The sequence below is a fragment of the Sporosarcina ureilytica genome (genome assembly GCF_001753205.1).
Lineage (GTDB): Bacteria > Bacillota > Bacilli > Bacillales_A > Planococcaceae > Sporosarcina > Sporosarcina ureilytica.
Genome location: NZ_CP017560.1, coordinates 706,575 through 731,388, shown reverse-complemented (window position 1 = coordinate 731,388; position 24,814 = coordinate 706,575). Strand labels below are relative to the sequence as shown.

The 24,814-nt window shown below is 40.7% G+C and carries 22 protein-coding genes and 1 pseudogene; 5 read left to right on the top strand and 18 right to left on the bottom strand.

Annotated features, from left to right (window positions below):
* The first annotated feature begins 23 nt into the window (after positions 1-23).
* The gene (locus BI350_RS03700) at positions 24-455 is read left to right on the top strand and encodes an NUDIX hydrolase (RefSeq protein WP_075526900.1); all 432 of its coding nucleotides are present in this window, start codon (positions 24-26) and stop codon (positions 453-455) included.
* A gap of 91 nt (positions 456-546) precedes the next feature.
* Here the strand turns inward: BI350_RS03700 and BI350_RS03695 are convergent, their stop codons facing one another.
* From BI350_RS03695 to BI350_RS03645, 12 genes are all read right to left on the bottom strand, one after another.
* Positions 547-1,473, bottom strand: a complete 927-nt coding sequence (locus BI350_RS03695) for a diacylglycerol kinase (RefSeq protein WP_075526899.1) — start codon at positions 1,471-1,473, stop codon at positions 547-549.
* A 323-nt stretch (positions 1,474-1,796) separates the two neighbouring features.
* Entirely contained in the window at positions 1,797-3,227 is a 1,431-nt protein-coding gene (gatB, locus tag BI350_RS03690) for an Asp-tRNA(Asn)/Glu-tRNA(Gln) amidotransferase subunit GatB (RefSeq protein WP_075526898.1), read from the bottom strand.
* 2 nt (positions 3,228-3,229) lie between these two features.
* Positions 3,230-4,693 (bottom strand): Asp-tRNA(Asn)/Glu-tRNA(Gln) amidotransferase subunit GatA, encoded by a 1,464-nt coding sequence (gatA, locus tag BI350_RS03685; protein WP_075526897.1) that lies wholly within the window; start codon positions 4,691-4,693, stop codon positions 3,230-3,232.
* Between the two features lie 22 nt (positions 4,694-4,715).
* Positions 4,716-5,006, bottom strand: a complete 291-nt coding sequence (gatC, locus tag BI350_RS03680; protein ID WP_075526896.1) for an Asp-tRNA(Asn)/Glu-tRNA(Gln) amidotransferase subunit GatC — start codon at positions 5,004-5,006, stop codon at positions 4,716-4,718.
* Between the two features lie 66 nt (positions 5,007-5,072).
* A complete protein-coding gene (locus BI350_RS03675) occupies positions 5,073-6,200 on the bottom strand; it encodes a CamS family sex pheromone protein (RefSeq protein WP_075526895.1) in 1,128 nt (375 codons plus the stop codon).
* Between the two features lie 2 nt (positions 6,201-6,202).
* Positions 6,203-8,212 (bottom strand): NAD-dependent DNA ligase LigA, encoded by a 2,010-nt coding sequence (gene ligA, locus BI350_RS03670; RefSeq protein ID WP_075526894.1) that lies wholly within the window; start codon positions 8,210-8,212, stop codon positions 6,203-6,205.
* A gap of 12 nt (positions 8,213-8,224) precedes the next feature.
* Entirely contained in the window at positions 8,225-10,468 is a 2,244-nt protein-coding gene (gene pcrA / locus BI350_RS03665; RefSeq protein ID WP_075526893.1) for a DNA helicase PcrA, read from the bottom strand.
* Between the two features lie 33 nt (positions 10,469-10,501).
* Entirely contained in the window at positions 10,502-11,212 is a 711-nt protein-coding gene (pcrB, locus tag BI350_RS03660) for a heptaprenylglyceryl phosphate synthase (RefSeq protein ID WP_075526892.1), read from the bottom strand.
* A gap of 205 nt (positions 11,213-11,417) precedes the next feature.
* Positions 11,418-11,582, bottom strand: coding sequence for a hypothetical protein (locus BI350_RS16840; protein ID WP_155767465.1), 165 nt, complete (start codon positions 11,580-11,582; stop codon positions 11,418-11,420).
* 145 nt (positions 11,583-11,727) lie between these two features.
* On the bottom strand, positions 11,728-12,033 hold the full coding sequence (locus BI350_RS03655) for a YerC/YecD family TrpR-related protein (protein ID WP_075526891.1): 306 nt from the start codon (positions 12,031-12,033) through the stop codon (positions 11,728-11,730).
* 26 nt (positions 12,034-12,059) lie between these two features.
* A complete protein-coding gene (locus tag BI350_RS03650) occupies positions 12,060-13,097 on the bottom strand; it encodes a DUF3048 domain-containing protein (RefSeq protein ID WP_075526890.1) in 1,038 nt (345 codons plus the stop codon).
* A 9-nt stretch (positions 13,098-13,106) separates the two neighbouring features.
* On the bottom strand, positions 13,107-14,825 hold the full coding sequence (locus BI350_RS03645; RefSeq protein ID WP_075526889.1) for an adenine deaminase C-terminal domain-containing protein: 1,719 nt from the start codon (positions 14,823-14,825) through the stop codon (positions 13,107-13,109).
* Positions 14,826-14,972: 147 nt separating this feature from the next.
* Here BI350_RS03645 and BI350_RS03640 point away from each other — a divergent pair, with 147 nt between their 5' ends.
* Positions 14,973-15,665 (top strand): class I SAM-dependent methyltransferase, encoded by a 693-nt coding sequence (locus BI350_RS03640; protein ID WP_245698297.1) that lies wholly within the window; start codon positions 14,973-14,975, stop codon positions 15,663-15,665.
* Between the two features lie 77 nt (positions 15,666-15,742).
* Here BI350_RS03640 and BI350_RS16835 read toward each other — a convergent pair.
* Positions 15,743-15,850, bottom strand: a pseudogene (locus BI350_RS16835) (patatin-like phospholipase family protein); the annotation flags it as partial.
* Between the two features lie 640 nt (positions 15,851-16,490).
* Here BI350_RS16835 and BI350_RS03630 point away from each other — a divergent pair.
* The 3 genes from BI350_RS03630 (at position 16,491) to BI350_RS03620 (ending at position 19,019) form a co-directional block, all read left to right on the top strand.
* Positions 16,491-16,751 carry a hypothetical protein gene (locus tag BI350_RS03630; RefSeq protein WP_075526887.1) on the top strand — a complete coding sequence of 87 codons (261 nt, stop codon included), beginning with the start codon at positions 16,491-16,493 and terminating at the stop codon, positions 16,749-16,751.
* A gap of 83 nt (positions 16,752-16,834) precedes the next feature.
* Entirely contained in the window at positions 16,835-17,812 is a 978-nt protein-coding gene (locus tag BI350_RS03625) for a S8 family peptidase (RefSeq protein WP_075526886.1), read from the top strand.
* Between the two features lie 199 nt (positions 17,813-18,011).
* Complete coding sequence (locus BI350_RS03620) at positions 18,012-19,019, top strand: endonuclease I family protein (RefSeq protein ID WP_075526885.1); 1,008 nt, start codon at positions 18,012-18,014, stop codon at positions 19,017-19,019.
* A gap of 114 nt (positions 19,020-19,133) precedes the next feature.
* Here BI350_RS03620 and BI350_RS03615 read toward each other — a convergent pair whose 3' ends face one another.
* The 5 genes from BI350_RS03615 to purM all read right to left on the bottom strand — a co-directional run bounded on the left by BI350_RS03615 (position 19,134) and on the right by purM (position 24,812).
* Positions 19,134-19,967 carry a carbonic anhydrase gene (locus BI350_RS03615; RefSeq protein WP_075526884.1) on the bottom strand — a complete coding sequence of 278 codons (834 nt, stop codon included), beginning with the start codon at positions 19,965-19,967 and terminating at the stop codon, positions 19,134-19,136.
* A 310-nt stretch (positions 19,968-20,277) separates the two neighbouring features.
* Positions 20,278-21,537, bottom strand: coding sequence for a phosphoribosylamine--glycine ligase (purD, locus tag BI350_RS03610; RefSeq protein ID WP_075526883.1), 1,260 nt, complete (start codon positions 21,535-21,537; stop codon positions 20,278-20,280).
* Positions 21,538-21,561: 24 nt separating this feature from the next.
* Positions 21,562-23,097: a bifunctional phosphoribosylaminoimidazolecarboxamide formyltransferase/IMP cyclohydrolase gene (gene purH, locus BI350_RS03605; RefSeq protein WP_075526882.1), complete on the bottom strand. Its 1,536-nt coding sequence runs from the start codon at positions 23,095-23,097 to the stop codon at positions 21,562-21,564.
* A gap of 84 nt (positions 23,098-23,181) precedes the next feature.
* Positions 23,182-23,757, bottom strand: coding sequence for a phosphoribosylglycinamide formyltransferase (gene purN / locus BI350_RS03600; protein ID WP_075526881.1), 576 nt, complete (start codon positions 23,755-23,757; stop codon positions 23,182-23,184).
* Positions 23,757-24,812 (bottom strand): phosphoribosylformylglycinamidine cyclo-ligase, encoded by a 1,056-nt coding sequence (purM, locus tag BI350_RS03595; protein WP_075526880.1) that lies wholly within the window; start codon positions 24,810-24,812, stop codon positions 23,757-23,759. The genes purN and purM overlap by 1 nt, the downstream gene beginning before the upstream one ends.
* Positions 24,813-24,814 lie beyond the last annotated feature (2 nt).

The following is a 24,814-nucleotide window of genomic DNA, read 5'->3' as shown; positions in this document are numbered from 1 at the left end:
CACATAAAAAGAGGTGACAATTAATGAAAAGAAAAAGAAAGGTACTCGCCTATATTACGCGAGGAGAAGAACCAAATTGGGAACTTTTAGTATTTGAACATAAACATCATGGAGAGGCAGGATTACAAGTGCCTGGTGGAACAATTGAAAACGACGAACTTATTATTGATGCGCTTTACCGAGAAATTGAAGAAGAAACAGGAATTCCAAGGGACCATCTCGAATTGAAAGGCAAAGTGAATAAAACAAATTACTTCCCAAAAAACAAAAAAACAGTTTATGAAAGAAATATATTTCATTTAACTTATATTGGTAAATCATTAGACGCGTGGGAGCATCGGGTAGAAGGGAACGGAAAGGACAAAGATTTGATCTTTTGCCTACGTTTTGTACCGATTAAGCAACTCCCGGATCTTGCGGCAAACCAAGACCAAGCGATTCCACTCTTAATTTAACAAAGCTATATCAATGTGATTTCCCTTATGAATCACATCGATATAGCTTTTATTTGTAATAATGTATCCCCTATTCGCACCCTCATATAATTTATTCTTTTTCTATTGTAATTAAATCTTCAGGACGCAAAGAATCAATTGGGGCAAACATTTCAATATGACGATATAAATTTCGGAATGTCGCCGGCAGTACACCACCATACTCGCCGTCTAGGTTCAGTAGAACTTTTGCTGGAGAAGTAACCGTTATTTTCTCAGCTTTTGCGGAAATCACTAGCGGATCGTCCAAATGTTCACCGCGTAGCGCCAGAGAAGCCACACGAATAAATTCAGCGATATTACACTTCTTTAATATGAGTAATGTGAATTTACCGTCATTGAGACTTGAATCAGGCGCTAACTTTTCAAAACCGCCTACTGAATTTGTTAATCCTACGAGAAATAACATCGCCTCATCATCAAATACTTCACCGTCGTATTCAATCTTGACATGTGATGAATTAATCGACGGCAACATTTCAATTCCTTTTAGATAATAAGCCAATTGACCGAGCATGGTTTTTAACTTGCTTGGGACATCATACGTCAATTCTGTAACGCGTCCGCCACCAGCAATATTAATAAAATATCGCTCATTCATCATCCCAACATCGACTGGAATCGTATCGCCTTTTACAATGATATCGACCGCCTCGTCAATATCGCGAGGAATTCTTAATGCTCTTGCAAAATCATTTGTCGTTCCCATCGGAATGAGCCCAATCCGTGGTCGTTTTTCAAAGGGGCTTACACCTGCAATAACTTCGTTGAGTGTGCCATCTCCCCCTACTGCAATAATGAGATCAAATTCACGTTCTACAGCTTTTCTCGCCGCCACAGTGGCGTCACCTTCCGCTGTTGTCGCATGGCAAGATGTTTCATAGCCAGCTATTTCAAGCTTTTCTAACACTTCGCCGATATGCTTCCGAAAAATTTCTCGTCCAGCTGTCGGATTATAAATGATTCGTGCACGTTTCATTTGTCTAATCCCTTTCTATTTCATGTTTTTACTATTTTAAAATGATATAGATATCCACAGGCGTAATTTAATCAACTGAGACGCCTTTATATAAATGTTAACAAAACATTAATTCTTACAATTCGCGTTCACTTCATACTTCCTCTATTGTACGTTTTCCAATTGTTTCAAGCAACTCGTTCGTTCCTACTAAAGAAGCATATGAGTATATTGTACACAATTTCTCCATTTATTTAATCATATGTATTGTTATTAAAAATTACGATGAGAAAAAAACGCCCTATGTTAGCATTCTCTACTAACAATAGGACGTTTGAATTCATTTAATGTTTCTCAATTTCTTCTGCAAGTATTTTATTCACAAGTTGTGGGTTTGCTTGTCCTTTAGACGCCTTCATGACTTGTCCTACTAAGAAACCAAGTGCACGGCCTTTTCCTTCTTTGAAGTCCACGATTGATTGTGGGTTTGCTTCAAGTACTTCTGTGACCATCTTGCGAAGTGCGCCTTCGTCGGAAATTTGTACAAGCCCTTTCGCTTTGACGATTTCCTCTGCGTCCCCGCCTTTTTCAACGAGTTCTTTAAAGACTTTTTTCGCAATTTTAGATGAAATTGTCCCGTCTTGGATTAGTTTAATCATGCCTGTTAATCCTTCTGGCGTTAGCGCTAATTCGCTCAGTTCTTTTTGTTCAGCGTTCATGTACGCGGAAACGTCACCCATGAGCCAGTTAGAGGCAAGTTTTGGATCAGCACCTGCAGCAACTGTCGCCTCGAAGAAGTCAGACATTGCTTTCGTTAACGTGAGAACCATTGCATCATATTCAGGTAAATCAAGCTCATTAATATAACGTGCCTTACGCGCATCTGGCAACTCTGGAATTTCCGCACGAATGCGGGCTTTCCAGTCTTCATCAATATAAACTTCCGGTAAGTCCGGGTCATTGATGAAACGGTAGTCATCCACTCCGCTTTTCACACGCATAAGAATTGTTTTCCCTGTTGCTTCATCATAACGGCGCGTTTCTTGTAAAATTTCGCCGCCAGATAGTAACACTTCAGTTTGACGTGCGACTTCGTGAATGAGTCCTCTACGAACAAAGTTGAAAGAGTTCAAGTTTTTCAACTCTGTTTTTGTTCCAAATTCCTCTTGACCGTAAGGACGAAGGGAAACGTTCGCATCACAACGTAATGAACCTTCTTCCATACGAACATCGGATACGCCAGTATATTCAATAATTGCTTTTAATTTTTCCAAGAAAGCATACGCTTCTTCCGGTGAACGAATATCTGGTTCTGATACGATTTCAATGAGCGGCGTCCCTTGACGGTTTAAGTCGACAAGTGAATAGCCTTCATCTGTATGTGTCAGTTTTCCAGCGTCTTCTTCTAGGTGAATACGCGTAATCCCGATTTTTCTCTTCTTGCCATCTACTTCAATTTCTACCCAGCCGTGCTCACCAATTGGACGATCTTCTTGTGAGATTTGGTAAGCTTTCGGATTGTCCGGATAGTAATAATGTTTACGGTCAAAATGCATCACATCGGCAATTTCACAATTAAGTGCCATCGCAGCCTTCATACCAAAATCGACTACAGCTTTATTTAATACTGGCAGTACACCTGGATACGCAAGGTCTGTCGCGTGAATGTTCGCATTTGGTTCTGCTCCGAAATGGGATGGCGCAGATGAAAAGATTTTTGTGTTCGTTTTTAATTCGACGTGGACTTCAAGTCCGATGACTGTTTCGAAATTCATAATTATTTCTCCTCCCGTATGGCTGGAGTGCGAGTATGAAAATCAGTCGCTTGTTCATACGCATGTGCCACTTTGTAAATCAATGCCTCATCAAAATGATTCCCGATAATTTGCAGGCCAAGTGGAAGTTCATTTGAAAAACCACATGGAACTGAAATGGCTGGTACGCCTGCAAGGTTAATTGGCGTTGTTAAAATATCGCTCATAAATTTCGTCACGATATCTACAGAGTCTTCACCAATTTTCATTGCTGTCGTTGGTGCAGCAGGGCTAATTAAGACATCATATTTTGCAAAAGCATCTGCAAAGTCTTGTGCAACGAGCGCTCTTGCGCGTTGTGCTTTTTTATAAATATCGTCGTAGTGACCCGCACCTAATGTGTACGTTCCGAGTAGAATACGACGTTTTACGTCATGACCAAATGCTTCAGCACGTGATTTTCTATAAATCTCGTCCAGGTTTTTAGCGTTTTCTGAACGGTACCCATAATGAACACCATCATAACGCGCTAATCCTGAAGAGGCTTCAGCAGAGGTAATGAAATAGTAAGCAGGCAATGCATACGTTGAGTGTGGAAGAGATACTTCTTCAACAATTGCGCCAAGTGATTCTAATACTTTCAACGCCTCAAGTGTCGCTGCCCTTGCTTCTTCACTTACACCTTCACCTAAATATTCAGTCGGCACACCAATTTTTAATCCTTTGATGTCGCCCGTTAAAGCTTCTTTGTAATTAGGCACTTCGATTGGTGAAGACGATGAATCTTTCGCATCTAACCCAGCAATTGCTTGTAATAAAAGCGCATTATCTTCAACTGTACGTGTCATTGGACCAATTTGGTCAAATGATGAAGCTAGTGCAATGAGACCAGAACGGGATACGCGTCCATAAGTTGGTTTCATGCCAACAATGCCGCAAAATGCAGCAGGTTGACGGATGGAACCGCCTGTATCCGTCCCAAGTGCAAATGGAATTTCTCCTGCCGCTACTGCTGCTGCAGAACCGCCTGAAGAACCTCCTGGTACATGGTCAAGATTCCAAGGGTTGCGTGTTATTTTATATGCCGATGTTTCTGTTGTCGAGCCCATCGCAAACTCGTCTAAGTTTAATTTACCAACTGAAACCATTCCTGCTTTGTTCAATCTTTCAACAACCGTTGCATCGTAAACAGGTACGAAATCTTCTAGCATGCGACTTGCAGCCGTTGTCGTAATCCCTTTTGTTACGATATTATCCTTCACCCCAAGTGGTAGCCCAAAAAGAGGTCCGCGGTTTTCAACAGGTTCGTTGTCTAATTGTGCTGCTTGTTCGAGCGCTTGCTCTTTATTTAACGAAATAAAGGCTTGCACATCTTCGTCTGTTTTCGCAACACGTTCATAGGTTGCTTCAGTTAATTCTTTAACCGAAACTTCTTTATTATGTAGCAGTTCTTGAAGTTCCGCTGTTGTTTTATTTAATAATGTCATCTTTTTTCCTCCTTGTGCATCATTATGAAAGGATTGTTGGAACTTTAATTTCTCCGTCTTTATGTTCCTTAACGCCCGCTAACATCTCTTCACGCGCTAACACATCTTGTACAACATCCTCACGCATTACGTTCTTTTGTTGAAGCGCATGTGTCATCGGTTCAACGTGATCTGTATTCAGTTCATTCAACTTATCTGCATAGCTAATAAATGTAGATAATTCCTCTGCATACATATCCGCTTCTTCATCCGTTAGTTCAAGCATTGCACGATCGGCAACTGCTAACACTTCTTCTCTTGTTAATGTCGACATGGTGACTCCTCCTTATCAATTACTCGCATCCTTAATCATAGCACTCAAGAAAAGTGATGGAAAGAATTAATAGCCGTAAATGTGGACGTAAGGCTCTTCTTTGCCACTTTCCATCACAATAAGCGCTTCAGGTCCATTAATCGACGTGACACTTACTTCAATATGCACATCTGGTAAATACTTCGGAATTTGGCTTGTTAAGTATTGAACAAAGCCGATGATTTCACTCGTTCCAAAAAATTGGATCGGAATTTCGACTTCCAATGAACGCAATGTCCCATTTGCATAATGCCCACGACCAATAACATTAACAAAGCTCGGGAAGTAATCGTCAATCGCCTGTTTGAAATTTTGAAATGCTGTGTTTACATCCCTGTACTTCTCGTCATTAGATGACGATGGAAATATGACATATCGTTCATCGACTTTTTTCCATCCTGAAGGCCCTTTTCCACCTTCAGCCACGGCAGTTGCGAAATAGTGTCCAGGCACAATTGAGTTATTGCTTTCTTGTCTAAATAAACCGACGACAATTGGAATATTTTCTAACCCTTCAATCGAACGAAGACGTTTAACAATCTCCTCGCCCATCAACGTACCTTGTTCTTCAAGCACACTATCTGAAATAGCCGTCTCACTTCCGCCTCGTGCATAATAAATCGAGTTCATTGCCAGCCCGATTGAAATACCATCTAAGCGGACTTTGTTTTCTTTCGTCATGACAAGATAGTTTTGCTCTACAATATGCGCTAAATAAATAGGCGCTTTGTCAGCAATTTCATCATCTGTCATGTTGGCTGTAACCGCGGGATTAAGTCCTTCGGGATTATCTTCAGAATTTCTCCGAATCCAAGACATGGCCATGTCTTCCGTTATATATTGCCCTTCTTGAAAGAAATGATCGTCTGGCGAAAATCGTTGTGTAGAGAGACGTAACAGTCCTTCTTCTACTTCCCGCATATCATATTTTGTATGAATGTTGTTAACGATAAGCCCACGACTCGCACTTTTCTTGAAGGGTAGAAGCGTTCGGTAATATTCACCTTTTAGTTGTACGTCAGGAATGATGACTGTTTCTTCAGCCGCTTCCTCATTGTCCTGTACCACTTCATCGTCACTTTTATCGATGCCAGGGATACAACCGGAAATCATTAACACTGCAACGAGTCCTAGTAACATTAATAGTCTTTTCATCTTTAAATTTCCCCTAACGCTTCTATGAGTTGCGCCTCATCCCAAACGGTAATTTCTAGTTCTTGTGCACGGACAAGCTTAGACCCCGCCGCTTCCCCAGCGACAACAATGTCTGTATTTTTACTAACACTTCCTGTTACTTTCCCGCCAAGTGCTTCAATTTGCTTTTTCGCTTCTCCGCGTGTCATTTCATAGAGTTTACCTGTTAAAACGATTGTTTTGCCAACAAATGGCCCTTCGCTTGGGACATCTTCTTGCGTCAACCCTTTATACCTTAAGTTTAAGCCTGCGCTTTCTAGTTTTTGTATGACCGAAAGTACATCTTCGTTATTAAAATAAGTCGTCACTGATTCCGCGACTTTGTCGCCGATTTCATGAATTGTAACAAGTTTTTCTTCATCGGCTTGCATTAGCGCCTCGAGTGTACCAAACTCTTCTGCTAAAATCGTTGCAGCATTTACCCCAACATGACGAATGCCTAGACCAAACAATAATTTTTCTAATGAATTTTCTTTCGATTGTTCAATGGCCGTTAATAAATTGGAGACAGATTTTTCACCCATACGCTCAAGTTCAATTAATTGGTCTTTCGTTAATGTATATAAATCCGCAACATCATGAACAAGTTCTGCGCGGTACAATTGCTCAACAATGCGCTCGCCAATCCCTTCAATATTCATCGCATTTCGAGAAACAAAGTGGATAATTGCTTCTTTCATTTGTGCCGGACATTGAGGGTTTACACAACGTAAAGCGACTTCTTCATCCAACCGTACAAGTTCTGAATCGCATTCCGGACAATTTTCAGGCATCGCAAATGGCACTTCATCCCCAGTTCGACTTTCAATAATTGGTGCAACGACTTCTGGAATAATGTCTCCAGCTTTTCTGATGATGACCGTATCACCAATCCGAATATCTTTTTCTTTAATCAAATCTTCATTATGCAATGAAGCTCGTCCAACTGTTGTCCCGTCTACGAGGACTGGTTCAAGAATTGCGGTCGGTGTGACGACACCTGTTCTCCCCACACTTAATTCGACATCTGTTAACTTTGTCATCACTTCTTCAGCCGGGAACTTATAAGCGATTGCCCATCTCGGATTACGCGCCGTAAAACCGAGTTGTTCTTGGTCTTCAAATGAATCTACTTTAACAACGATGCCGTCAATTTCATAATCTAAAGATGTCCTTTTTTCCGTCCATTCTTCGATATAGGTGATGACTTCATCGATACTGGCACAACGACGTCTTTCTTTATTCGTTTGAAAGCCCAATGTATGTGTGTAATCTAGTGCATCAGAATGGCTATCGACGCCATATTCGCTACCATCTCCGCCTATTCCGTAAACAAAAATGGCTAAGTTTCTACTCGCCGCAATCTTCGGATCTAATTGACGAAGTGATCCTGCCGCCGCATTTCGTGGATTGGCAAATGGTTCTTCACCTGCTTCGTCACGTGCTTCGTTTAGTTTGACGAAAGACCCTTTAGGCATATAAGCTTCCCCGCGTACTTCAAGGGAAACGGGTTCTTGAAGGCGCAGCGGAACGGTACGAATTGTTTTCAAGTTTTCCGTAATATCTTCGCCGACCGTCCCATCCCCGCGTGTTGCGCCTTGTACAAATCGCCCATCTACATATCTAAGCGAAATGGCTAAGCCATCGATTTTTAATTCGCAAATATAGGAAACGTTTGGCGATGTTGCTTCTTGGACGCGTCTGTCGAAATCACGTAAGTCTTGCTCATTAAAGGCATTCGCTAAACTTAGCATCGGATTTTCGTGCGTGACTTTACCGAAACCTGAAAGTATCTCGCCACCAACGCGTGCTGTTGGTGAATCTGGAAACCGTAAATCTTGATGCTCTGTTTCGATTGCCAGTAGTTCTTGAAACAACTCATCATAAGCTGCATCGGAAACGAGTGGTTTATCGAGCGTATAATAAGCATGAGCGTACTTATGGAGGAGATGATTTAACTCTTCCACTCGCTTTTCAAGTTCAATTCTATCCATTCATCTTTCCTCCTAAATCTTTCGCACCTTTTCAATGGGAGCAAATTTTGCTAGTAACCGTTTAATACCGATTGGGTTTGGAAATGCGATATCGAGTTCTATCTCTTCTCCCGCCCCTGTAATACTTACAACCATTCCCGTACCCCATTTTTTATGGTTCGCTTTATCGCCAACGCGCCAGCCCATCTTCTCGCCACCACTTGCTTGATAGGCGGGTCTTTTTACAGCTGAACGTCTAGCAGGCGCTTTTGAACGGCTTTGTATTCCGCCGCCGAATGAAATAGCATGATCGTCAGATAGGTTTTCAATAACCTCTTCAGAAATCTCCCCGATAAATCTAGATGGTTGATTATAGCTTGAACGCCCGTAAAGCATTCTATAACGCGCCGACGTTAAATAAAGCTTTTGTTCGGCACGTGTAATGCCGACATATGCAAGTCGTCTTTCTTCTTCCATTTCCTCATGGTCATCCATCGAACGTGAATGCGGGAAGACGTTTTCTTCCATACCAATAATGAAAACGACTGGGTATTCAAGTCCTTTAGCACCGTGCATCGTCATTAAGACAACTTTTTCAGCTTCTTTATTCTCCTCATTATCAAGTGAATCGATGTCCGCAATTAAGGCTAAGTCAGTTAAAAAGGCTACGAGTGATTTATCTTCATCTTCAGAACGCTTCTCAAATGCTTGCGTAACAGAAAGGAATTCTTCAATATTTTCTAATCTGCTTTCTGCTTCAATCGTTTTCTCCTTCTTTAACATCGCACGGTAGCCCGTTTTATCAATTACTTCTTCGACAAGCTCAGATACCGGTAAATACTCCTGCATTTTCGTGAATCCTTCAATCATCTCACGGAACTTCGCCACTTCATTCGCGGCACGTCCTGTTAGCCCCATAAAATCGGACTCTTGTAATGCATCAAAAATCGAACGGTCATGCTCAATTGCAAATCTGGCCATTCGTTCAAAGGAAGTTGCACCAATGCCCCGTTTTGGCTCATTAATAATTCGACTAAGTGCTAAGTCATCTTCGTTGTTGGCAATTAAACGTAAATAAGCGAGTAAATCTTTAATTTCTTTTCGATCATAGAATTTCGTTCCGCCAACGATTGTATAATCAATATTCGATTTAACAAGATATTCTTCAATAACACGTGATTGGGCATTCGTTCGATATAACACCGCAAATTGGTCGAGTGATAAGCCTTCTTCTTTTTGAAGTTCAAGAATTTTTCCTACGACAAACTGTGCCTCGGCTTTTTCGTCGCTCGCTTTATAGACGTAAATCGGGTCACCTTCTGCGTTATCAGTTCGTAGTTGTTTATCGTAACGTGAACGGTTATTGAGAATTACGTCGTTCGCCGCTTGCAAGACGCGTTTCGTGGAACGGTAGTTTTGCTCAAGTAGGATTACTTCTGCATCTTTATAATCTTTTTCAAATGACAAGATATTCCCAATATCGGCACCGCGCCATCTATAAATGGATTGGTCGGAGTCACCAACGACACATAAATTCCCGAATTTTGCCGCTAGTTGATTCACCAATTGATACTGGGCGTTATTCGTATCCTGATACTCATCCACATGAATATATTGAAATTTATTTTGATAAAAGCTAAGTACTTCTGGTACTTTGTCAAAAAGTTCAAGTGTTTTCATGATAAGATCATCGAAATCGAGTGATTGGTTTTGACGTAATTTTTTCGCATAACCTTCATATACGTCGGCAATCTTCGTTTCATATGGGTTAAATTTATTAATTTGCGCCCGGTACGAATTTTCATCAATACACTCATTTTTTGCATCACTAATCGCGTTTAACATCGTGCGCGGTTCGTATTGCTTTGGATCTAAGTTCAGTTCTTTTAAAACGTTTTTAATCGCGGTAAGTTGGTCCGCTGTATCGAGGATTGAAAAGGATTTCGAATATCCGATTTGGTCGATATTTCTACGTAATATACGCACACACATCGAGTGAAACGTCGACACCCACATGCGTTCTCCCGTACCTGGACCGAGCAATCCGTCAATTCTTTCACGCATTTCACGTGCTGCTTTATTCGTAAAAGTAATGGCTAAAATATTAGATGGATACACATTTTTTTCAACGATTAAATAAGCAATTCTATGTGTTAATACGCGGGTCTTCCCTGAACCAGCACCCGCCATAATAAGAAGCGGACCTTCTGTTGCTTTTACAGCACGTGCTTGTTCAGGGTTCATCCCGTTCAATAAATTCTTTGCTATTGATTTCATTTATAACCGCCCTTTCGGAACATTTGTTCTTTATTATACATCTAAGTGCTCTGAACGGACAACTGATTTTACAGCTTTCACGGTTGATAAAGCGACTTTTAAATCTTCATAAATAATATTGCCAACGATGACTGTATCTGCAATTTCTGCCATCTCTTTCGCATCTTGGGCATTTTGAATGCCGCCACCATAAAATAGTTTCGTTTGGTCTAGCATATCGGCCGCGGCACGGACCATGTCCACATCCCCATACGTACCGCTATACTCCATATAAAAGACGGGCAGCTTAAAAAGATGTTCCGCCATTTGGGCATAAGCAATTAAATCATCTTCGTCCGTAATCGGCTTCGCTTTCGTCACTTTGGCCGCCTTACAATCCTGATTTAAAATGCAGTAGCCTTCCACTATAATTTCTTCCCAGTTCATCATATGGCCATATTCTTTCAGCGCTGCATGATGAAGACCGTTTATCCACTTTGTTTCTGTAGCGTTTAATACTGTTGGGATAAAGTAATAATCAAATCCCGGTGTCACGGATTCAACCGTAGATACTTCTAACGCCAACGGTACGGAAAAACGCCGAATCCGAACGAGTAAATCAAGTACCCCTTCCAATGTCACATCGTCCGTTCCCCCTACAATAATGCCATCCGTTCCCGATTCAGCGACTTGTTCCAAGTCTTCGTCGGAAATTTCTTTGGCAGGGTCTAATTTAAAGGCATGACGCCATTTTGTATAATCCATTGTCAACCACCTAACCATTTAAGTTCGTCAAACCATTATACCAAAAAAGCCGGTCAGATTCTTTCCCTGACCGGTTGCATTTATATTTTCTTTGTATGAGTCGATTTTACATCCACGGAATGCATCTGCTTGTAGTGAAATGCAATGTTGTTAATTAATAGTTGTATATATATACACTCCCCATAATTGGAGACAGCTAAAATTGCTACTCTCTCTTATAACAATCTTTACAAGTGATTTCGCTGTTGTTTATTAAATATGCCTTAATTTCAACCATACCTGCTTTAGGTGCCTGCATCTTCGTATAGATTTCTTCGTAATCTTCTACTTCTCTCCCACAAATAGAACAATTTAAAGTACGCTTAAACATTTATCCCTCTCCTAAATTCCCCATTTTTTATAAAACTTTCAATAAAGGAGCACGATCTAAAATTAGTAAACAAAAACATCTTTAAACAATTATCCTAGGATATTGACTGATTAAAGATGTTTCCATTTAGTTTCTCATGTTTACTTTATTTTTCCTCTTCATTCGCATTTAGACGCTCTATAATTTTATTATAACCACCCGACCCATAGTCCACGCAACGTCGTATACGTGAAATCGTGGCGGTGCTTGCGCCAGTTTCGAGTTGTATTGTGTCATATGTTTTCTTTAAATGAAGCATTTTCGCGACTTCTAAACGCTGAGCGAGTGATTGAATCTCACTAATTGTACAAAGGTCATCGAAAAATTCATAGCACTCTTCCACATTTTCCAATTGTAAAATTGCTTCAAAAAGTTGGTCCGTTTGAGGTCCACGAATTTTATCTAATTGCATATTTCATCCCCACTCTCTTATAAGATTTATGGTGTATATGAAACATTTGCTTCAATTCCAGGATCTGTTTTAATGATATGAATCCATGTTTTCCCGGGGACAAGTTTAACAGTTACACCATTTTCAACTGGAACTAACATCCCATCGACATTCGTCCATTCTATATCTTTCACTCCGCCAGCCTGAAAAAGGCGTGCTTTACCACCAGATTCAAGATCAATCGCTTGTCTACCTTCCGCGTCAATCGTTTGATGCGCAGCTTCAAAAACAAGAATATTCGTAAGTTCAATTGGCTTTCCGTTTGCCTTATCAATCGTTTGAACGTCGTTTACCGATTGTACATAGCTCCCCGTTTGTTCATCATACGTATACGTACTTGTAAATACTGGATGTGAGCCATTTTGAACGGTAACCGTTGACGCATTCTTTTCTATTTTAGCACTTTCAATAGATTCATGGAAAGAAAGTGATGGCATTTTTTCAATCATCATCGGTGCGTTTTCTTGCTCAGCGGCAACGCGAATATTTTCACCAGAAATATACGAATTGTGGGGCGCCTTACGATCCGTCGAACGTTTAAAAAGTGTTCCATCATACTGCATACCGTTCACATGGTCAACATAACCCGATTTTAAAAGCGCTAACGCATCGGGACTGTAGCCATGCGCTATGTAAAAAGCATCGAGCCCTTTCGCCATATGAATAAACATATCTCTTGCACTACGAATCGGTCCAATTTCATCAGGTAATTCACTTTGGAATAACGCTAAATACCTCGTTGAATTCCCTTCAGTAATCAACTCATAAATCATATCCGCATCACTCAAACCAGATTGCGGTCTCGCATCTGGATGGTTATTAATCGTTGCAAGTACTGGGCGCATCTTTTTCTCTTCTTCGAACATTAACCCAGTAAATGGCGCCTTATACAATTCAACTTCTATCTCTCCTGGATGATCTTCCTTTGTTTCATTGGGTTGCTCTGATTCCTTTTGCTTTGAACAAGCGGCAAGAAGAAGCAACATAATCGCCAATAAACTAAACGCTTTTACAGATATTTTCATCATTTTCTCCTATCTTTCCGTTATGGGAACAAGTACTTTATTTTTCATTACATCATAAATGCCAACTGGCGTCATTCGCACATACGGTAAATGTGTTGATTGTAAAAATAAAAATGTATAAACCGCGTCCGTATGATGATATCCGCGTTCTTTTAAAGCGTCTTTTAGAACAGTTTCCTGTTCAATTAAAACTTCGACTCGTTCATTCGATAAACCACCGGCAATCGGAAGCGGCAACGTAACAATCGGTGCTTCATTTTCAATGAGGACCATTCCGCCACCAATCCGTTTGACTTCCTCAAAAGCTTGCTGCATGGCTCGTTTATCTTTTCCAATTAATATCATATCTCCAGTGTTGGAATAAGAAGACGCAAATCCTTCTACATGCGAAGCGAATCCTTTAATGAGTGTGTTCAAACGCCACTTCCCATCACGATCAAGTAGCATAATAAAACTTTCATCATGGTCATCGGAAAGTACTTCTTCGGACGTATCTATTGTAATTTCATACGGCTTCGTTATGACATCATTCACCATCTCAATGCCAACCGCATGGTCAAACGTAAAGTCTTCGTGATACAAGTCAAATTTCGGGGCAAATGGACTGAGTACTGACCAATCAATTGGATGGAATGCATCTTGCACTTGTCCATCTTTTTTCAACCAAACACCTTTAGATAAAACATCTGTCGGTACAGGGTTTGCCACGTCTTCTAAAAAATTAAGCGTTGCGTAGCGGCCCGTCGCGATAAGTCCATGATAATCTGTCATATCATAGTAACGTGCCACATTGTAGGATGCCATTAAATAAGCATCTATGACAGGTACTCCAGCATCTAATGCTACTTGAATACATTTATCCATCACGCCGTCTTGATGAAATAACGGCGTGGAACCATCTGTTGTCATCATGATATGATCGAAAACATCTAGTTTATTCGCCACAATCTCTTTTAATAGATGGGGTAAGTCCGGACGAATCGATGAATGGCGTAATGTCACCGCATATCCATGCAGTAATCGCGATTTAACGTCTTCAATTGTCATCGCTTCGTGGTCTCCATCAACACCGAGCAGTTTCATACGGGCCAATGTTTTTTCAGAAGCGCCTGGAAGATGTCCTTCGACTTTCTTGCCCGTTTGCTTCGCGGCTTGCACCATTGCAAATAAATTGGGATCTCCCCCCAATAAACGCGGCCATCCTGTTAATTCGCCAGCCATTAGGACATCATCGCGTAAAAGCCACGGCAAAATCTCCTGCTGATTAAACATTTCTTTCTCGTCTTTCAAAACGGTTTGTGAATCCATTCTTGCCCACCAATAAAAGGAAAATGGTTGTTTCTTTAATTGATCCAAGACTGAAAAAGCCGTATTACGGTCATGACCTATAAAGAACGGGAGATTGTCCGATATAAATGTTGTTGTTCCGAGCGCACCTGCGAACGCTGCAAATGTTTGTGCATTGTATAATTGAAAAGGGTGCACATGCGGCTCGATATAACCTGGTACAATTTTCTTACCGGTTGCATCGATCACTTCTGTCTGCTTTATAACTTCCGGCATTTCTTTACCAACATATACAATTCTATCTTTATGTACCCAAATATTTCCAGTAAGCCATTCTTTATAGACTGAATGTAAATACGTCGCATTTTTAATAACAAGACTCGGAGATTCTTTACCGTTTATCATTTGGATTTGTTCATGTATTTCTTCCTGCGTCCACATATCATTCGCCCCTTCGAATTCTTTTTCTTTTATTTATCGTAGCACAGCGTTATTAATTTAAATAGACTTTTCAAATACTCATACAAAGGATTTCTATCATTTATCTCGAAGGATACTAATATCTCAAATTAGATAGGACTTGATAGCATGACAAATCAAATGAACTTTGATTCAGGAATGGCGACTGAATATGATAAAGGCGTTCGTCGCACACTGCCGACGTATGACGCGTTATTCCGTCTCGTTCAAGCATATTTTCGAAAACATATTCAGCAAGAAAGTGAAGTCCTCATTGTGGGGGCTGGAGGTGGAACGGAACTGGCGATTTTTGGCCCGCAAAATCTAGACTGGCAGTTTACCGCAGTGGACCCTGCTCCGGCCATGCTAGATTTGGCACGGGATAAAGCAAAGCAATTACAATTACTGGATTGCGTTCATTTTATCGAAGGAACAATTGAAGATGTTGAAGCGACTCACTTATATGATGCGGCCACATTTATGCTCGTCTTACATTTTATCGAAGAGGATGCGGAAAAGCTCCGCCAATTAAAGGGTATCCGCAAACGGTTGAAAAGTGGTGCGCCGTTCGTTTTGGCTTCGATGTACGGAAATCCTGACAGCACTGAATTTGATGAACTCTTCTCATTGTGGAAAGCGTACTGGCTTGATTCGACTCATTTAACAGAACAAGAAGTAGACGAAATGGAACAAACGGTGAGGGGACTCTCTTTTATTGCCGAAGAAAAAATCCTTGAAATGTTGACGGAAGCTGGTTTTGGCAACATTGCAAAGTTCTTTACGACGAATATGTTTGGTGGGTGGGTTTGTAAGGCTGTTTAATTCAACTCGATTAAAACAACGCCCCTTTTATCAACTTTGGGGCGTATATCATTGTCAACGCTCCAGCTGATGTTCCCGCCCGCTAAGCTTTCCCATTCTACGTTTTGCTCTTCCATTGCTTGAATAGCTGCAATAAAAGCAATTCCTCTAGCCCCACCACCTTCAAAAACAGCATCCGCCTTCAATTTTTCACCTCCAAAAGATGCCATAACCAATCAAACGTTGAGAACCTTCAATAATGATTATTCTAAATAGGGGGAGTATTTTCAATCCTCCTTTTGGCCTTTGTTAAATTTTAAAGATATTGGAGGATTGTTTATCGAATTAAGTAGTACTGTAAATATATGACTTTTGAATTTAGAAAAACGTGGGAAATCATTAAATCCCATAGTTAGCAATTCTTTATTACTAGACAGCATTAGCCTAAGGTCTTATTGCATAAATGTCTTACCTAGATGCTAAGCACTGTTTTCTGAATATTTGGTTTCCTGGTCATCCAAGTGGGTAAACAAAAACTAACCTCAAGATTAACCTCAAACAGGCTCCCAATAAGAGCAGATTGTTAACAATTTAATTGGCCAAGCCTACACCCAGACAAATCGTACAGATATTTTATTTTGTTTCCTTATCATACAGTAAAATCTTTGTCTTCATGATTCATTATCCTATTTCCTTTCCCTAATGGAACACAAGTGGACTGAGCATTTTCAAAAGGGGGTGGGAACATTCTTTAATCTACAGCTTCCTTTCTAATATGTTGCCTGGCATCGGTTTTACGACGATAAACGACTCATTAAGTCACTTACTAGAAAGGAGGTAAGCAAGATGAAGAAATTCAAAAAATGGGCCAATTCGAATAGCTGGTGGTTGCCATGGGTCGGGGTTATTGCCACCATTTCTAGTCTTATGTTTCCTGCTGCATATTTGAAAATGGGTGAGTTCATCGCGTTGGTTTTACAGCTTTCAAAAAAATACTGGATACTTTCGATAATCGTTTGTTGGGGAATATATACGCATTTACAAGTCCTTAAACTGAAAAACAGTAAATGTACAATTGAAAAAGATTCCAAAGAAAACATTTATTGATTCTCTATGTCTTGGATTGGCTCCATTTTTAGTCCATTCTTATTTTTTAAACCATTTATTAAAAATCCTGAGGGGGAGAAAAAATGAAACCATTAGTTCGCGCAATCCCATTCCTTGTAAATGAACAGCTAAATGAAGTAAGTCAAGTTCCAGAGGGAATTGAATTAATTCAAGCACCGAAAATTTGGCAAGAAACGAAAGGAGAAGGTGTGACGATTGCGGTTTTGGATACTGGGTGTGATATACACCATCCCGATTTAAAAGACCGCATTATTGGTGGGAAAAACTTCACAGATGATGATGGAGGTAATCCTGAACAATACAATGACTATAACGGCCATGGTACGCATGTCGCAGGAACTATTGCAGCAAGTGAAAATAACGTTGGCGTAGTTGGAGTCGCTCCCGCAGCAAGTTTATTAATAGTAAAAGTTCTCAATAAACGCGGGTCTGGCCAATATGATTGGATCATCGGTGGGATTCATTATGCGATTGAACAAAAAGTGGATATTATTTCAATGTCGCTAGGAGGTCCTGTTGACAATCCTAAACTATATGAAGCGATAAAACTTGCAATTGCTCATAATATCCTCGTCGTTTGCGCTGCCGGGAATGAGGGAGATGGCAATGATAGTACGGATGAATTCGCATATCCCGGACGTTATAATGAAGTTATTTGTGTAGGAGCGATTAATTTCGAACGGCTTTCTAGCGATTTCACAAACTCTCATGATGAAATTGATTTAGTTGCACCGGGCGAAGAAATCTTATCCACCTATTTAAATGGGAAATATGCTAGACTAACCGGAACTTCTATGGCCGCCCCCCATATTTCCGGTGCACTGGCGCTCATTAAGGTTTGGGCAAATAATCATTTCGGAAGAGCGCTTTCTGAGCCTGAGTTATACGCTCAACTGATCAAAAGAACTGTTCCTCTTGGTTTTTCGCCAAAGCTTGAGGGGAACGGGGTTATCTATTTAACAGTCCTAGAACATCTTGAAAAGATATTTGATCAAGAGTTTGTAGATCATGTTTTACTAGAATGTTTAGTAGCTAAATGATCTGTAGTTTAATACTCTCTATTTACCAAATAACACCATGCAATGGGACACACCTTAAAGGGAGATAGTCTTCCCTTTAAGTCTTGACTTCAAAGTATATCTTCCCCTTTTGGTATACTTTGAAACATGCTTTTCCGTCTTTTTTTAAGGAACAGGAATAGCATCAACTTTACTGCTATTCTACTAAGGAGGAATAAAGATGTCTCAAACTGAAGGCAAATTAACACCTTATGTCAATCATTCAGCGATAGCAAATAGTAAAGCGTCCAATTTGGACCAGGAATTTGCCATCGGTGGTGAGAGTAGTCAAGCTGAAGGTATTCACAACGTAGATTTAAATGCTGCATTGGCTGAACTAAAGCTTAATAAGAAGCAAGTGGAAAACGAAGCGTATTACGATGGGGAAGCTGATACGAAGGCAATTCAAGATTATTATCATCAAATTGATTTTTATGCCGACAAAAAAGAATTGTACGAGAAATTAAATCAGTTAATTTGTAGAACGCATGAAAACCAACTGCCTTATAACACCAAAACTAGAACTTATCTTTATTCAAGGGTTGACCTGCAGATGGATGGAAACTTGAAAAGCATCTATTCTGGAAAAGATAAGGAGCCTGAACTAGTCATAAAAGAAGATTATGAAACAGAAAGAATAAGAATAGAAGCTTATGGAAAGTTATTAAAAAGCGCCTCCAAAACTGATTCTGAAATACAGAAGGCAATGGCATCCATTGAAAGTGAAAACATGTATAATACCGAACACGTTGTTCCCCAGTCATGGTTTGATAAGAATAACCCAATGCGAGGAGATTTACATCATCTTTTTACATGCGAAAAAGCTTGCAACTCATTAAGATCTAATCATCCTTATTTTGATTTCGTAGATTATCCTCCTAAAATGACAACAGAAACAATTAAAATGCAATGTGGAAAATACGAAGACAATAAGTTTGAGCCGGAAAATGGAAAAGGTGAGGTTGCTAGGGCCACATTGTACTTTTTGTTAAGGTATCCAGGAGAAATTAGCCGTTATAGCGATAAGGACATTGAAATGCTAATCGATTGGCATCGTGAATATAAGGTTTCCATTTATGAAAAACGTCGTAATAAAGAGATATTCAAAATTCAAAAGAACAGGAATCCCCTAATCGATTTTCCTCAACACGTTGACAAAATCGATTTTACGCTTGGGTTATCATTGTAAGAATTTAGGTATCTCTTTCTCATAATAAGAATGAAAGACCTTTCACCAACTCGGTGAATTGGTGAAAGGTCATCCTTGCCTGTTTGCTTGATGGTGCAACAAACGTAATCTATCTTAATTTAATCCAAAGACTTCGCGTTCATTTAAAGGCTGAACAGGACGTTGGTTATCCGGGAAGATTTCTTGATAAGCTTGAATTTGTTCTTTTGACATTTCAATCGGCTCTTCAAAAACAATCCATTTAACTGCTTCTGCACAAGGTGGTGTCGTTAATGAACCGTTGTAATGGAAAGATGTTTGATTTGAAGGGAGTAAAGCTTGTAAATCAATCGCTTCTTCTACATCAATATCTTCTTCCGTTTCATTCTCTGGTAATACGCCCCAAATGGATGCCAGCGCTTCATTTTCTTCTCCTTCTTGAATCATTAGGCCAAGGACAGCGAGATCACCGTTTGCATCTTGGTGTACAAGATGGAGTTCCATATCAAAGTATTGACTATTCAATTGGTGTTCGCTTGGCGTATGAAAATGGAACTGAGCCAGTGTATACTCTTTACCTTCGACAAGGATGCTGTTGCTAGTTGTCGTAGGATTAGCCTGTACGGTATGACCAGTATTCATGATTGAAAACTGTGTCGGCTCATATTGAACTTCAACGTTTTCTAGCTCTTCACTTGCTTTCACTTGAGAAGATTCGATATTGATTGGGGATTGTTCAGTTCCATTCATACAGGCTCCGTATGAGTTGTCCAGTTCTCCCCAATATTCAGGGCCTATGTCTGCATCGTATGCCCATTGAGTAGTAGAGGTAACGTCATCTGCTTCCTCGTTTTCTATTATATGAGCAACCTCTTCTTTTTGTGGTTCAGTTGCTTCCGTAGTCTGGTCTGAGCAAGCTCCCAGTAATAACGATACTGCTAAAAATGGATACACAATGTTCTTTTTCATTTTTGATAAATCTCCTGCTTTCTTTTTTTCTTATGTGTTGTGGACATAAAACACAATACTAAAAAGAAAATAAAATGCAATCGAATTTTAACTGAAAACACCATAATTCCCAAATACAGGTATTAATTACCATATATTTTACAAATGAAAACGGATGAATATGTGACTTATCCCTCGGTGCTTAAAGACTACCCTTCATTTTGTCTGTTTGATCGGTGTTACGCAATGAAGAATGGCGAGGTAGAAAAAACTCCGTTAAAGTAACCAAAAAAAATCCACTCACTCAATGAAGAGAGAGTGGATTTCAATATTACTCAAATGTCCGCCAACCAATATCCGTACGGTAAAAGAATCCGTCCCATTTTAAATCTGACAAACTGTGATATACATCTGCCTGGGCTTCTTTTAACGTTTTCGCCTTAGCCGCGACTAAAATAACGCGACCGCCATTCCCGACAAAATCTTCTCCGTCGGATTTTGTGCCTGCATGAAACACGTCTAGCCCTTGTTCCGTAATCATATTTAAATTAGGTAAGCGCGCGCCCTTTTTCGGCGTTTCTGGATAGCCGTCAGATGCAATGACAACACCTAGAACCTCATCGTCATTCCATTTTAATTCATACGGTTTATTCGCCATGAGTGCAGCCATAAATTCCCCGAAGTCCGATTCCATTCGTGGTAAAACAACTTGCGCTTCTGGATCGCCGAAACGCGCGTTAAATTCAATCACTTTCGGTCCGTCTTCTGTCAAAATTAACCCCGCATATAAAATACCGGTAAACGGCGTTCCTTCCGCAGCCATCGCCTCGACAGTCGGTACAACGACTTTCTCATACGCTTCTTGTACAACTGCATCGGAAATTTGTGGCACAGGAGAATAAGCCCCCATACCGCCCGTATTCGGACCACGGTCACCATCATAGGCACGCTTATGATCTTGTGCGATAACCATTGGATAAATTTGTCCGTTATGCACAAATGACATATACGAAAATTCTTCGCCATCCAAAAACTCTTCAATCACGACTTTTGAGGATGAATCTCCGAATTTTTGATTGCCAATCATATCATCCACTGCATGCAAGGCGTCTTCTAGCTTCATCGCAACGATAACACCTTTTCCTGCAGCTAATCCATCCGCTTTGACAACGATTGGTGCACCTTGTTCACGAATGAACGCTTTCGCCTCTTCCGCATCTGTGAATGTTCCATACGCGGCTGTTGGAATATCGTATTTCTTCATGATTTCTTTTGCAAATGACTTACTACCTTCAATTTGCGCCGCCGCTTTTGTTGGACCAAATGCTTGTAAACCGTGCTCAGCAAAATAATCAACAATCCCTTCAGCAAGTGGCTGTTCAGGACCTACGAAAGTTAAATCAACTTCATTTTCTTTTGCAAATGCAACGAGCGCTTCAAAATCAGTTGCATCAATTGCTACAACTTCGGCATCCTCTTTCATGCCATCATTGCCTGGTGCTACAAATACTTTTTTAACTGAAGGGGAGACATTGAATTGCTTAGCAATTGCATGCTCACGTCCCCCGCCTCCTATAACGAGTACTTTCAACAGATTTCCTCCTAACTTAATAACTTAGTGTTTAAAATGACGAACACCTGTAAAGACCATTGTAATGCCATATTCATTTGCTTTTTTAATAGAATCTTCGTCTTTTACGGATCCGCCTGGTTGGATAATTGCTGTAATGCCAGCTTTTGCAGCTGCTTCGACGGTATCATCCATTGGGAAGAATGCATCGGAAGCAAGTGCTGCGCCTTTTGCACGTTCTCCAGCTTGTGTAAGTGCGATCCCTGCTGCACCAACACGATTCATTTGACCAGCGCCAACGCCGAGTGTTCTTTCATTATCAGACACGACAATCGCATTCGATTTTACATGTTTTACAACAGCCCAACCAAGTTTCATCGCTTCCCACTCAGCTTCTGTCGGCTCACGATCTGTTGCGACGCGAATATCTGCATCTTTAAACCCAAATGCATCCGGCTCTTGCATGAGGAGTCCGCCCTCAACAGAAACTGTATTCCATTTGTCTTGCTTGTTTTGTTCGAATGAAATCGTTAATAAACGAATATTTTTCTTCTTTGTTAATACGTCAATTGCTTCTTCTGTGAATGAAGGCGCAATGACAATTTCTAAGAAGATTCCGCTTAATTTTTCTGCAGTAGTTACGTCCACTTCACGGTTCAAGGCAATGATACCGCCGAAAATTGACACTGGGTCTGCTTCGTATGCTTTATTAAACGCATCCGCAATCGTTTCACCTGTCCCAACGCCACATGGATTCATATGCTTCACAGCAACTGCTGCTGGCGCATCAAATTCCTTCACGATTTGAATCGCTGCGTTCGCATCTTGAATATTGTTATAAGATAACTCTTTTCCATGCAGTTGTTCTGCATAAGCGATTGAGAAATCCGAACCTAGTGGTTTACTGTAAAATGCCGCTTTTTGGTGCGGGTTTTCTCCGTAACGAAGTGGCTGTTTTAATTCGTACGTGTATGTCACTTGCTCTGGAAATTCCTCGCCAGCCAAGTCTGTTAAATAGCCTGCAATGAGTGCATCGTAAGCAGCGGTATGACGGAAAACCTTTGCTGCAAGACGTCTGCGTGTTTCATGAGTCGTTTGTCCGTCCGCTTTTAATTCTGCTAAAACTTGCTCATAATCCGTGGCATCGACGATAACCGTTACGTATGCATGGTTTTTCGCTGAAGCACGTAGCATTGCTGGACCGCCGATATCAATGTTTTCAATTGCGTCTTCAGTTGTGACATCTGCTTTTGAAATGGTTTCTTTGAATGGATACAAATTGACACAAACGATATCGATTGGGTGAATTTGATGTTCTTCCATTTGAGCTTGATGCACTGGATTGTCACGTTTTGCGAGTAATCCACCGTGGATAAATGGATTTAATGTTTTTACACGGCCTTCCATAATTTCAGGAAATCCAGTAACTTCATCGACCGCAGTTACAGCCACGCCATTGTCTGCAAGGTGTTTCATCGTACCACCTGTTGATAAAATTTCATAGTCTAGACTTTCCAATGCTTTTGCAAATTCTAAGATACCGCTTTTGTCAGATACGCTTAGCAGTGCACGTTTTTTCACGAGTAAACCCTCCAATTGTTTTGAATCGAATCTTTTTAAACGAGGTTGGTAATCAACGAAATTATTATCAGTTCATATTTCAACTTACTGTTCCGTAAACAACCTATGTAGTGTCTCTTTATAAAGCACATGCTCAACGGCATGTATTGCTTCGGCTGTTTTTTCAACATCTCCGTCAACAACCCGAACGGCTTCTTGTGCGAGAATCGGTCCTGTGTCCATCCCTTCGTCGACAAGATGCACGGTAACGCCCGTCACTTTCACGCCATGCTCGATTGCTTGTTCAATGGCCGCTTTTCCTGGAAACGATGGAAGTAGCGACGGATGAATGTTTACGATACGTGATGGGAATGCATCTAACAGCGTGTGTCCGATAAGACGCATATACCCAGCGAGGATGAGCCATTCAACATGATCTTCTTGTAACTTTTGTAAAATGGCTTCCTCATATTTCTCTCTTGAACCATACGCTTTTGGCGAGAAGACGGATATTGGAATGTTCAGCTCTCGTGCACGTTCAGCAACGTAAGCTTCAGGTTTATCTGTAATTAACACAGCAATTTCTGCATGTAATTCTCCGTTACGACATGCCTCTTCAATTGCAACAAAATTACTGCCGCTTCCGGAAGCGAAAACGGCAATTTTCGTTTTCCCACTCATTATTCTAAACTCCCGTCATGGTCACCTATAAATGTTACTCCTTCGCCTGCAACAACACGACCAATTTGGTACGCTTTTTCGCCATGTTTTTCAGCAATTTCAATAGCACGAGCAGCTTGTGCTTCAGGTAGTGCAACGACAAATCCAACACCCATATTAAACACGCTATATAAATCTTTATCTGTTAGCTTTCCTTTTTCTTTTAGCATCTTAAAAACAGGTAGCTCTTCCCATGAGCCTAGCTTTACTTCAGCGGTTAATCCATCCGGTAACATACGTGGTAAGTTTTCAAAAAATCCGCCGCCTGTTATATGCCCCATTGAATGAACGTCGAGTTCACGGTGCATTTCCAATACTGGTTTCGCATAAATCTTTGTCGGTTCTAAAAGTGCTTCACCTACTGTGCCTAGCTCTTCATACCCTGCAATTTGATCGTGGATGTCATAACCTTTGTCTTCTAGTACAATCTTACGCACGAGTGAAAATCCATTTGAATGAATGCCGCTTGATGCAAGGCCCACAAGGACATCCCCTTCAACAACATTTTCACCCGTGACAATATCGCTTTTCTCGCAAGCCCCAACCGCAAATCCAGCAAGGTCGTATTCTTCTTCTTCATACAAACCAGGCATTTCAGCTGTTTCTCCACCAATTAACGCCGCACCTGATTGCACACAACCGTCTGCAATCCCTTTGACAATTGCTTCAACTTTTTCAGGAACTGCTTTTCCAAGCGCAATATAGTCGAGGAAATAAAGTGGCTCGGCACCTTGCGCAACGATATCGTTGACACACATTGCTACACAGTCCACACCAATTGTGTCATGTTTGTCCGCCATAAATGCCAACTTTAATTTCGTGCCGACACCATCCGTTCCAGAAATTAACACAGGTTCTTTATAATTTAAAGCAGATAAGTCAAACATACCGCCGAAACCGCCAAATGCCCCTAAAACGCCTTTTCGTGCAGTTCTTTCTACATGTGATTTCATTCGTTTCACAGATTCATATCCCGCTTCAATATTTACTCCCGCTTTTTCATATGCATTCGACATTT